General features: G+C 71.2%; 11 protein-coding genes. 6 read left to right on the top strand and 5 right to left on the bottom strand.

The window, feature by feature from the left end:
- Positions 1-28 precede the first annotated feature (28 nt).
- The 4 genes from ACOBQB_RS35255 to ACOBQB_RS35240 all read right to left on the bottom strand — a co-directional run bounded on the left by ACOBQB_RS35255 (position 29) and on the right by ACOBQB_RS35240 (position 5,264).
- Entirely contained in the window at positions 29-850 is an 822-nt protein-coding gene (locus tag ACOBQB_RS35255; protein ID WP_423597707.1) for a hypothetical protein, read from the bottom strand.
- Between the two features lie 837 nt (positions 851-1,687).
- Positions 1,688-2,293 carry a GNAT family N-acetyltransferase gene (locus tag ACOBQB_RS35250; RefSeq protein ID WP_423597705.1) on the bottom strand — a complete coding sequence of 202 codons (606 nt, stop codon included), beginning with the start codon at positions 2,291-2,293 and terminating at the stop codon, positions 1,688-1,690.
- 304 nt (positions 2,294-2,597) lie between these two features.
- Entirely contained in the window at positions 2,598-3,755 is a 1,158-nt protein-coding gene (locus ACOBQB_RS35245) for a family 2 encapsulin nanocompartment cargo protein polyprenyl transferase (protein ID WP_423597703.1), read from the bottom strand.
- Positions 3,756-3,857: 102 nt separating this feature from the next.
- The gene (locus ACOBQB_RS35240) at positions 3,858-5,264 is read right to left on the bottom strand and encodes a family 2B encapsulin nanocompartment shell protein (RefSeq protein WP_423597701.1); all 1,407 of its coding nucleotides are present in this window, start codon (positions 5,262-5,264) and stop codon (positions 3,858-3,860) included.
- 256 nt (positions 5,265-5,520) lie between these two features.
- Here ACOBQB_RS35240 and ACOBQB_RS35235 point away from each other — a divergent pair, with 256 nt between their 5' ends.
- The 3 genes from ACOBQB_RS35235 (at position 5,521) to ACOBQB_RS35225 (ending at position 7,485) form a co-directional block, all read left to right on the top strand.
- On the top strand, positions 5,521-5,757 hold the full coding sequence (locus ACOBQB_RS35235) for a hypothetical protein (RefSeq protein WP_223776691.1): 237 nt from the start codon (positions 5,521-5,523) through the stop codon (positions 5,755-5,757).
- A 139-nt stretch (positions 5,758-5,896) separates the two neighbouring features.
- Positions 5,897-6,487, top strand: a complete 591-nt coding sequence (locus ACOBQB_RS35230) for an N-acetylmuramoyl-L-alanine amidase (RefSeq protein WP_423597699.1) — start codon at positions 5,897-5,899, stop codon at positions 6,485-6,487.
- 53 nt (positions 6,488-6,540) lie between these two features.
- Positions 6,541-7,485, top strand: a complete 945-nt coding sequence (locus ACOBQB_RS35225; protein WP_423597697.1) for a 1-aminocyclopropane-1-carboxylate deaminase/D-cysteine desulfhydrase — start codon at positions 6,541-6,543, stop codon at positions 7,483-7,485.
- Here ACOBQB_RS35225 and ACOBQB_RS35220 read toward each other — a convergent pair.
- The gene (locus tag ACOBQB_RS35220) at positions 7,464-9,059 is read right to left on the bottom strand and encodes a Na+/H+ antiporter (RefSeq protein ID WP_423597695.1); all 1,596 of its coding nucleotides are present in this window, start codon (positions 9,057-9,059) and stop codon (positions 7,464-7,466) included. The two genes, ACOBQB_RS35225 and ACOBQB_RS35220, sit on opposite strands and share 22 nt — an antisense overlap.
- 46 nt (positions 9,060-9,105) lie before the next feature.
- On the opposite strand from ACOBQB_RS35220, the gene ACOBQB_RS35215 reads away from it, so the two are divergent.
- The 3 genes from ACOBQB_RS35215 to ACOBQB_RS35205 all read left to right on the top strand — a co-directional run bounded on the left by ACOBQB_RS35215 (position 9,106) and on the right by ACOBQB_RS35205 (position 11,056).
- Positions 9,106-9,366, top strand: coding sequence for a UBP-type zinc finger domain-containing protein (locus ACOBQB_RS35215; RefSeq protein WP_205035363.1), 261 nt, complete (start codon positions 9,106-9,108; stop codon positions 9,364-9,366).
- Between the two features lie 248 nt (positions 9,367-9,614).
- A complete protein-coding gene (locus ACOBQB_RS35210) occupies positions 9,615-10,028 on the top strand; it encodes an anti-sigma regulatory factor (protein WP_030780840.1) in 414 nt (137 codons plus the stop codon).
- A 17-nt stretch (positions 10,029-10,045) separates the two neighbouring features.
- Positions 10,046-11,056, top strand: coding sequence for an RNA polymerase sigma factor SigF (locus ACOBQB_RS35205; RefSeq protein WP_423597692.1), 1,011 nt, complete (start codon positions 10,046-10,048; stop codon positions 11,054-11,056).
- The last annotated feature ends 3 nt before the right edge of the window (positions 11,057-11,059 follow it).

Genomic DNA, 11,059 nt, shown 5'->3' with positions numbered 1-11,059 from the left:
TTTCCCCTCCCCGCCCCGCTTCCCCTCCTCACTTCTCGCCGAGCGCCTCGCGGATGGCCGCCCGCACCCGGTCCCGGTCCTCGCGCACGGCCGCGTACCCGGCCTTGTTGTCGCGCACGTCGGCGCGCTGCTTCTCGTTGCTGACCGCCCACCACACACCGGCGGTGTTCAGCTTCCTCTTGCATGCGACATCGGCGACGGCCGTATCCAACTCCCGCTTCGTACGAGCCGTGTTGCCGTCCTCGCGCCCCGCCCACCACGCCTTGTCACCGAAGGCCTCCACCGGGCTCTCGTACTCCTTGAAGCCCTTGCCCTCGACGCAGCGCGACCAGTCCCGGAAGGCCCGCCGCACCCGCTCGTCCTCGGCCACGGCCCGGTCGATCTTCTGGGTGCGCCGGGAGACGTATCCCATCAAGTGCTCCCGGTTCGCCACGCCTGCGGTCAACCGCCGCTCCCCCTCCGCGGCACAGCCCCCTTCGGGTACCTCGCGGCCACGCACCACCGCCTTGCCGTCGTTTCCCGTGCCGAAGCCGTGCAGCACCTGGTTCTCCCGCTGGGTGGGGACCCTGCCCTTCGGCTCGGCCGCCGCTCCCCAGGCCGCCGCACGGTGCGGATCGAATCCGTAGCCCCATCGGCGCGCCTGGCCGAGGTCGAGAAGCCCGTATGGGGACACCGCCACCGCCATCAGGTGGGACTGTTCACTCATCGGGGCGGGGCGCCCGGGGTGGAGCGGGAAGTCCGCGAAACCGAAGGAACGCATGCACTGCCGTACGAGATGGGTCTGCGCCCGGGCCATGCGCTTGTGGTCACGAGCGTTGAGCCCTTGCTGCTCCAAGGGCAGCTCAGGCACGTCCCGCTCGCTCCTCACCCGCGGCACACCGGGCTCCCCCGCGTAACCGGGCAGGCCGTCATCCGAATACACCGCTACGGCGAGACCGCACCCGACCAACACCAGCCCCGCCAAAGCCGGACTGCCCCACCGTGCCTTCATCGCACCCCTCCCCGGGTGGCCGTGCCCACGCCGACCGAGGGACCTTACCGCCGCCGCCCGACAGGCAACCGACCGTCCGGCGGGGCTCACTGAGGCGTAATCAGCTCACCCGCTACCGCAGCTCACCTGCTGCCGCGGCTCACTTGATGCCGTCATCGCCGACTGGCGGTGAGGCAGCCGGAGGTGAGACGGGCTCCCGCTCCGATTCCTCCCCTGAAGCGTCCAGCCTCTCGGGAGCCGATAACGCCGCGGCCCTCCGGCCGTGCCGCGACCGGAATCGCTTGCCGCCGGGCCGCTCGGCGGAGGAGAGGGACGCGTCGACCGCACAGGCCGCGCACCGCGCGTTACGACATGGCCCGGGGCCCCACGCGGGGACGAACACCCCGAGCACCTTGCGCCGCCGGATGACCGTACCGACCGGTTGTCCGCAGGTCCCGCACACGGGCTCGTCCTGCGGGCCGGAGCCGGACCGGAGCCCTTCGCTGCCCATACGCAGAGTTTATTCCCGCCCAGCCCCACTCGGCAGCCCCACGGCGCTCCGCCCCGCATGGGCACCGGCCGAGGCCACCTCAGCGGCCGGGCCCAGCCTCATGGGCCCCGGCCGGCCCACCGCCCCTCAGACGGTCTCCCTCGGCCTCAGACGGGCGCCGTCGGCCTCAGACGGGCGCCGTCGGCCTCAGACGGGCGCCGTCGGGCTCAGGTGGTCTCTCTCGGCTCGCGCCACATCGGCCACATCCGCGGACCGTCCGGCAGATCGAGCGGCGCCCCCGCCCCGGTGAACCCCAGTCGCTCGTACAGCACGCGGCTCCGCGCACTGCTCGCCTCCAGGTAGGCGTGCAGGCCCTCCTCGTCGCAGCGTTCGAGAACGGCGGCGATCAGCGCCGTGCCGAGCCCTTCGCCCTGCCGGTCCGGCCGTACGGCGATCATGTGCAGGTACTCATGCGGCCGGTCGGTCGGGTGAGCCGCGTCCGTGAGCCGGCCGATCACCTCGACCCGCTCGTTCTCGGGGTCGACGGCCTGGCGCAGCATCGCGGGCCCGTCGACCTCCGCGTCGGTCTCGGCCGCCGCCACCGGTACGGACCACCACAGGGCCGCGGCCGCGCCGTCCTCGGTGATGTCGATGTAGCCCTCGCCGAGCGCGAGGTCGAAGAAGGCGCCCATCAACGCGCCGTGCCTGCGTCGACGGTGCTCCTCACCTGGGAAAACCCACGTGCTCACCGGGTCCCACATGAACGCCTCGTCGAGCAACCGGACCACGTCGGCCCGATCCCCCTCCCCGGCCCTACGGATCGCCACGCCCACAGCCCGTCCGCCCCTCACCTCTCGCCCACGACTAGCGGCAGACCGCGACCCCCACGCACAACTCCGCGACCCGGCCCACCGGTTGCAGCCTAAGTGATCGCCCCCACACTCACGGAAGGCCCCGGGGCCGCCCTCAACACGGCGGTCCCGGGACACTCCCGCATCACCTCACCTCACTTCGTCCGATACGGCCTCCCTTCACGCAAGCACTCCAACCTTCGTACGTCTCCCAAGAACCTCCCCCACGTACGTCCCCCCTGCCTACGCCCCGCCCCACCCCACGCGCCCCCACCACGTACGCCCCTCATTGCGTACGCCGCGTCACGAACTCGGCCAGCGCCAACAACCCTCCCGCCGCCTCCGGGTCGGGGACCGCCCTGGCGAGCTGGCCCACCGCCCTCGACATCCGGTCGGCCGCGTGCACCTGCGCCCAGTCGCGCCCGCCCGCACGCTCCACCGCGCAGGCCACCCGCCCCAACTCCCCCTCGCCCTCACCCCTGCCCGGCTCCCCGCCGGGCGGCCCTCCATACAACTCGGCCAGCTCGGCCGCGGCAGGCGTGCCCGAGGCGAGCGCGGCCACCACCGGCAGGGACTTCTTGCGGGCCGCGAGGTCGGCACCGGCGGGCTTGCCCGTGTGGCCGGGGTCGCCCCAGATGCCGATGACGTCGTCGATGAGCTGGAAGGCGAGCCCCGCCTCCCGGCCGAACCCGTCGAGCGCGTCGACCTCCTCGGGCCCCCCGCCCGCGTACAGCGCCCCGAGTGCGCACGCGCAGCCGAGCAGCGCGCCGGTCTTGGCCTCGGCCATGGCCAGGCACTCGTCGAGCGTGACCTCGTCGGGGCCGCGCCCCTCCAGGGCACAGTCCGCCTGCTGTCCCGCACAGAGCTCCACGACGCAGCGGGCGAGGCGGGCGGCCGCCGCCGGTGCCGCCGGGTGGGGGTCCTCGGCGAGCAACCGCTGCGCCAGCGCCTGGAGAGCGTCACCGACGAGGATCGCGTCGGCGTCGCCGAACACGGCCCAGACGGTGGGCCGGTGCCTGCGCGTGGTGTCGCGGTCCATCACGTCGTCGTGGAGGAGCGTGAAGTTGTGGACCAACTCCACGGCCGCCGCGGCCCGCACGGCCGTGGCGGGCTCCCCGCCGAGCGCCCGCACCGCGGCGAGCACGAGAGCCTGCCTGATGGCCTTGCCCGCGTTCCCCACGGCCGGTGTGCCGTCGGCCTGCTCCCACCCGAAGTGATAGCGCGCGACCCTGCGCAGGGTCGTGGGCAGCGAGTCGACCGCCCTGTGCAGCTCGGGATCGACGCGCACACGCGCTGCGGCAAGGATCTCCGAAGCCTCGTGCCCGTCACCGGAGCTCCGCCCCGACGCCCCCATACCCATCACGCCTGCGCCGACCTCCCCCGCGACGCCGACCGGCGTCACACCTGCCGTCGCGTCCGGCATGTCCGTCGTCGTGTCGGTCATGGGCTCACCTCGGAAAGACTGCGGACGGTGGCAGCCCCTCGACGTGTGGGCGCCAACGGAGACGGTGTGCTCCCCGCCGCGGCCACGGACACGGTCCAGGGCTCACCTCCAGCGGCCGATCTCGACGTTCTCCAGCACGCCGAGCGCGTCGGGCACGAGCACCGCGGCGGAGTAGTAGGTCGACACCAGATACGAGATGATCGCCTGCTCGCTGATGCCCATGAACCGCACGGACAGGCTCGGCTCGATCTCGTCCGGGATGCCGCTCTGCCGCAGGCCGACGACGCCCTGCTCCTCCTCGCCCGTACGCATGCAGATGATGGAGGTCGTGCGGGCCTCGGTCACCGGGATCTTGTTGCACGGGAAGATCGGCACTCCGCGCCAGGTCGGGATCCTGTTCCCGCCCATGTCGATGGTCTCGGGGACGAGCCCGCGCTTGTTCAGTTCGCGGCCGAACGCGGAGATCGCGCGCGGATGGGCGAGGAAGAGCTTCGATCCCCGCCTGCGGCTGAGCAGTTCGTCCATGTCGTCGGGTCCGGGTACGCCGTCGTGCGGCTGGATCCGCTGGTCGTACTCGCAGTTGTTCAGGAGCCCGAATTCGCGGTTGTTGATGAGCTCGTGCTCCTGGCGCTCCTTGAGCGCCTCGACGGTGAGCCGCAGCTGCTGCTCGGTCTGGTTCATCGGCTGGTTGTAGAGGTCGGCCACGCGCGTGTGGATGCGCAGAACAGTCTGGGCGACGCTCAATTCGTACTCACGGGGCGCCGATTCGTAGTCCACGAAGGTGCCCGGCAGCACCGCCTCGCCGACGTGTCCGGCGGAGAGGTCGATGGCCGCCTCGCCGTACTTGTTGGTGCGCTGCTCCGGGATGGACCGCAGCCGCTGGAGGTGGCTGCGCAGTGGTTCGCTGCGCGCCGCGACCTCTTCGAGGTCCTGCCTCGGCAGGGTGAGCACGGTGCACGCCGTCACGGCACGCGCGGTGAACTCCCAGATGGCCTCGGAGTCGAGGAGCGCCTGCTCGCCGAAGTAGGCGCCGTCGGCGAGTGTGCCGAGCTCCGCGTCTCCGCCGTAGGGGCCCGTACCGATCTTCTCCACGCGGCCGTGCGCGAGCAGGAACACCTCGTCCGCCGGGCTCCCGAAGGAGGTCATGATGTCGCCCGCGGCGAACTCCCGCTGCCGGCAGCGCCGCGCGAGCCTCGTGAGTACCTCTTGGTCGTCGAAGCCCCGCAGCACCGGCAACTCGCGCAGCTCGGCCGGGATGACCTCCACATGGTCGCCCGTCTTCACAAAGGTCACCCGGCCGTCACCGACCGAGTAGCTCAGCCTGCGGTTCACGCGATACGTGCCGCCCTGCACCTGCACCCAGGGCAGCATCCGCAGCAGCCAGCGCGAGCTGATCTCCTGCATCTGCGGTGCCGTCTTGGTGGTGGTGGCCAGATTCCGCGCGGCCGACGTGCCGAGGCTTTGCTGCGGCTTGTGCGGCTCTTCGCGGACCTCTTCGCCTACCGACATGTGAGTGTGCCCTCCCGAATCTGCGTGACCCGCTACCAGCGGTGATCTGCACGGGTCAGCCTTGCAGCACGGACTGTGGCCACGCCATTACACAAAAGAGCGGGAATGGATCACGCCCTGGCGGGGCAGTAAGCGCGCTCCCACCCGTTCGGCCCAATCCGAGAGGGCGGGGAACTCCAAGATCCCGGCGTCCGTTGAATCCGTCGCGGGGCATCGCACCGCCCGCACCCTTCGCTTCAACCGGCAGGAGACAGCAATGGCAGGCTTCCTGGATCGCGCCAAAGAGCAGGCGCAGCGGGGCCTCACGCAGGGCAAGCAGAAGCTCGACGAGGTCCAGGAGAAGCGTGCGGGCGACGCCCTCCTGAAGAAGCTCGGCGCCGCGTACTACGCCGAGCGCCGGGGCACCGGCTCCCCCCAGGCCACGCAGCAGGCGCTGCAGGCCTTGGAGTCCCACATCGCGACGAACGGCGACGGCTTCCTGCACGGCAACTGACCGGATCGGCTCGCACGGTGCCCGAACAAGCCTCGGATCGCTTCCGAACAGCTGGTCCGGGCACCACAGTTCCGGTACAAGCAGGGCGTACGAGGCGGTCCGCGACCGGCGGCCGTCGCGCCCCGCAAAGGAGGCGGTCATGGCCTCACCCATGTCCGCGGGACGCTTCCTGGACGCACTGCGAGACGAAGGCGTGACCGTCGTCGAAGTCGGCGACTGGGAGCACCACAACCGCAACCACAAGGGGCCCTGGGGCCCCGTGCACGGCGTCATGATCCACCACACCGTGACGTCGGGCAGCGAGCGCACGGTCGAGATCTGCCGCGACGGGCACCCGTCGCTGCCCGGACCGCTCTGCCACGGTGTCATCACCAAGGACGGCCGTGTCCACCTCGTCGGCTACGGCCGCGCCAACCACGCGGGCATGGGGGATGACGAGGTGCTGCGCGCGGTCATCGCCGAGAAGGGCCTCCCTCCGGACAACGAGTCGAACACCGACGGCAACCGCCACTTCTACGGCTTCGAGTGCGAGAACCTCGGCGACGGCGAGGACCCGTGGCCCGACGTCCAGTTGGGCGCGATCGAGCGGGTCTCGGCCGCGGTCTGCCGCGTGCACGGCTGGACGGAGCGCTCGGTGATCGGCCACCTGGAATGGCAACCGGGCAAGGTCGACCCGCGCGGCTTCACGATGAACGAGATGCGCGAGCGCATCAAGGAGCGCCTCAAGTAACCCCCTCCCCACCGGCCCCTGCCGGGCGGCATGCCCCGGGGGACAATGGCGGGGTGCACCACACCCCGCCCGCCGGTCTGCGACCCCGGCTCCCGTCGCCGCTGCAACGCATAGAGGACGACCGTTTCGGCCGTCACGGCGTGCGGCTGCTGCTCAAACGGGACGATCTGATCCATCCGGACCTGCCGGGCAACAAGTACCGCAAGCTCGCCTTGAACCTCCGCGCCGCGGCCGACGCGGGCCACGACACCCTGCTCACCTTCGGCGGCGCCTACTCCAACCACCTGCGCGCCACCGCCGCCGCGGGCCGCCTCCTCGGCCTCACCACCGTCGGTGTCGTGCGCGGCGACGAACTCGCCGGGCGCCCCCTCAATCCGTCCCTGGCCCGATGCGTGGCGGACGGGATGCGCCTGCACTTCGTCGACCGTTCGACGTACCGCCAGAAGGCCGAGCCCGGAACGCTGGCCGCGATCCAGCGCGAGACGGGCACCGAGGACGCGTACGTGATCCCTGAGGGCGGCAGCAACGCCCTTGCCGTCCGGGGCTGCACGGCCCTCGGTGAGGAGCTGCGCGAACACACCGACGTGGCCGCCGTGGCCTGCGGCACCGGTGGCACGCTCGCGGGCCTGGCCGCCGGCCTCGGCCCGGACCGGCAGGCCCTCGGCATACCGGTCCTCAAAGGCGGCTTCCTGGGCCGCGACATACGGGCCCTCCAGCAAGAGACTTTCGGCGAACCGACCGCCAACTGGCGCCTGGACGAGCGCTTCCACTGCGGCGGATACGCCCGCACATCTTCCGAACTCCTCGCCTTCGCGGCGGACTTCGAACAGCGGCACGGCCCAGAAACGGGCCTCTCCGTAGAGCGCCTCTACGTCGCCAAACTCCTCTACGCCCTGACCGCCCTCTCCGAAGAGGGCGCCTTCCGGCCCGGCACCCGCCTCACCGCGGTGATCACCGGCGCCCGCGAGGAACCGGCTCAGTCCTCGACCTCCCGGTAGGCGGCCGCCTCCTCCAGGTCCAGCTTGCGCAGCAGCGTCCGCATCATCTCGTCGTCGATGCGCCGCTCGTCCCGCATCCTCACGAACACCTCGCGCTCCGCGGCGATCGCCTCGCGCGCAAGCCGCCGGTAGGTGCCGTCCGCCGACTCCCCCGTCACGGGGTTGGGCTGGCCGAGCCGCTCCCACACGGAGTTGCGGCGCCGCTCCAGAACGGTGTGCAGACGGTCCTGGAGGGGTTGTGGAAGGCGGTTGCGCTCGTCCCGCATGAGTTCCTCCACCCGGGCCTCCGCGGCCTGCGAGGCGGCATTCTGCGCTTGCGCCTCCGCGAGCGTCTGTGCCTGCGCGTCACGGCCCGGCAGTTTCAGGACGCGGATCAGCCACGGCAGGGAGAGCCCCTGCACGACGAGCGTGCCGATGACGGTGGTGAAGGTAAGAAACAGGACAAGGTTGCGCGCGGGGAAGGGCTCACCGTTCTCCATGACGAGCGGGATCGAGAACGCGATGGCCAGCGAGACCACGCCCCGCATGCCGGCCCAGCTCACGATCAGCGGCCTGCGCCAGTCCATGTCGTCCTCACGCGCCCTGATCCGCGCCGACAGACGCGGCAGATAGGTGGCCGGGTAGGACCACACGAAGCGCGCCACGACGACGAAGACGAAGACCCCGGCGGCGTACAAGGCCGCCTGACCCACGCTGTACTCCCCGAGCCCCTTGAGCACGATGGGCAGCTGAAGACCGATGAGCGCGAAGACCGCCGACTCCAGGATGAACGCGACGACCTTCCACACCGCGGCCTCCTGCAACCGCGTCTCGAAGTCGACCTGCCAGGAGCGGTGGCCCAGGTACAGGGCGACCACGACCACGGCGAGCACTCCGGAGGCGTGCACCTGCTCGGCGGCGGCGTACGCGACGAAGGGGACGAGCAGCGACAGGGTGTTCTGCAGCATCGCCTCCTTGAGGTGGGTGCGCAGCCAGTGGATCGGGACCATCAGGAGCAGCCCGACGCCGACGCCGCCGACCGCGGCCACCAGGAACTCCTCGACGCCGCCCGACCAGCTCGCCCCCTCTCCGACGGCCGCCGCGAGGGCCACCTTGTAGGCGGTGATCGCCGTCGCGTCGTTCACCAGGGACTCCCCCTGGAGGATCGTGGTGATCCGTGAGGGCAGCCCCACCCTGCGCGCGATGGCGGTCGCCGCGACCGCGTCCGGGGGCGCGATCACGGCGCCGAGCACGAGCGCGGCGGTCAGCGGCAGGTCCGGAATCAGCAGGTACGCGAGCCAGCCGACGGCGAGCGTGGCGAACAGGACATAGCCGACCGAGAGCAGCGCCACGGGCCTGATGTTGGCGCGCAGGTCCAGATACGAGCTCTCCAGGGCGGCCGTGTGCAGCAGGGGCGGCAGGATCAGCGGCAGCACGATGTGCGGGTCGAGGTGGTAGTCCGGCACCCCGGGCACGTACGAGGCGACGAGCCCCGCCCCGACCAGGAGCAGCGGCGCCGGGACGGGGGTCCTGCGCGCGGCCCCCGCCACCACGGCGCCGGCCGCGATCAGTGCCACCAGGGGCAGTACGTCCATCGGCAGACCCCTCCGCCATCCACGTTCCCGTCGTAACCTGGCAATCATGAACGAGTGCCCGCACGTCGCGGCGCTGCCGCACCCCGAGGTGGCCCCGCTCAGCGAAACGTGCCTCGAGTGCCTGGCGGCCGGCAGTCACCCGGTCCAGCTGCGGCTGTGCCTGGAGTGCGGCCATGTGGGCTGCTGCGACTCCTCGCCGTTCCAGCACGCGACGGCGCACTTCAAGGAGACATCACACGCAGTGATGAGGACCTTCGAGCCGGGCGAGAGCTGGCGCTGGTGCTTCGTGGACGGTTCGATCGTCTGACGCCTGGGTACGTCAACCCGACGCCTGTTCTTTCCAATTGGGCCTGCCAGACCCCTAGCCACTGTGCGTACCCATATGCTTACTATGAGTGACAGCAACGGGGCGGGGTCCCCGGGACACGGAGCTGGGGAGCGCGGTAGCGTCACCGCAGAACCACGTGGCGCGTTACCCGTGTGACGCAGTCCGGACCGCCGCTGGACGGCGGTTCTGGAGCCCCGAAAATTGCTTGTACCACCTTGGAGGTGAGGGTGTCCCAGATCGCAGGCGAACCCGGGAATCAGGACTTCGTGGAGGTCCGCCTTCCGGCTGCGGGTGCCTACCTGTCGGTGCTGCGGACGGCCACGGCCGGCCTCGCGGCGCGTTTGGACTTCACTCTCGACGAGATCGAGGACCTGCGCATCGCGGTCGACGAGGCCTGCGCGATCCTGCTCCAGCAGGCCGTGCCGGGCTCGGTGCTCAGCTGCGTCTTCCGGCTCGTCGACGACTCGTTGGAGGTGACGGTCTCGGCGCCCACGACCGACGGCCGGGCCCCGGAGCGCGACACCTTCGCCTGGACTGTGCTGTCGGCCCTCGCGGGCCAGGTGGACTCCACGGTCGCCGAGGACAACACCGTCTCGATCAGCCTCTACAAGAAGCGCGGCGCGGGACCCGGGCCGGCGTGAGGGACGGGGACGGGCCGGTGCGGGACGAAGAGCGCGGCACACAGAGTCTGCCCGCCGACGGCAGGGAGGGGGTGCGCCGTATGGCCACCGGGATCCCCGAACAGCAGGCCAAACCGCACCCGGAGGACCCGGGCCAGCCGGGTCCGCTGACGGTGCCCGATGTGTCGGAGCAGGCAGAGCCGACCGCCAAGGACGAGCTCCAGCAGCTCTCCGGCCGGGGCGGCGGGCGACGGGCGGGAAACATGAGCGAGCACGAGCACAGCCGGCACCATCCCCAGGACCGCAGTGGCGCACGCGCGATGTTCATCGAGCTGCGCGGCCTGGACAACGGCAGCCCGGAGTACGCGGATCTGCGCAACCAGCTGGTCCGCATGCACCTGCCGCTCGTCGAGCACCTGGCCCGCCGCTTCCGCAACCGCGGCGAGCCCCTCGACGACCTCACCCAGGTCGCCACGATCGGGCTGATCAAGTCGGTGGACCGCTTCGACCCGGAGCGCGGCGTGGAGTTCTCCACGTACGCGACCCCCACCGTCGTGGGTGAGATCAAGCGGCACTTCCGCGACAAGGGATGGGCGGTCCGCGTCCCGCGGCGCCTGCAGGAGCTGCGCCTGGCGCTGACGACGGCCACGGCCGAGCTGTCCCAGCTGCACGGCCGCTCCCCCACCGTGCACGAGCTCGCCGAGAAACTGGCCATCTCCGAAGAGGAGGTCCTGGAGGGCCTGGAGTCGGCCAACGCCTACTCCACGCTGTCCCTGGACGTCCCCGACACGGACGACGAGTCCCCGGCCGTCGCCGACACCCTGGGCGCCGAGGACGAGGCCCTGGAGGGCGTCGAGTACCGCGAATCCCTCAAACCACTCCTGGAAGACCTTCCCCCGCGCGAGAAGCGCATCCTGCTCCTGCGCTTCTTCGGCAACATGACGCAGTCGCAGATCGCGCAGGAGGTCGGCATCTCCCAGATGCACGTCTCGCGCCTGCTCGCCCGCACGCTGGCCCAGCTGCGGGAGAAGCTCCTGGTGGAGGAGTAGCGG

The sequence above is a fragment of the Streptomyces sp. G5(2025) genome, from assembly GCF_049542075.1.
Taxonomy (GTDB): domain Bacteria; phylum Actinomycetota; class Actinomycetes; order Streptomycetales; family Streptomycetaceae; genus Streptomyces.
Note: the sequence above shows the minus strand (reverse complement) of the source record. Positions and strands in the feature narration are given on the sequence as shown.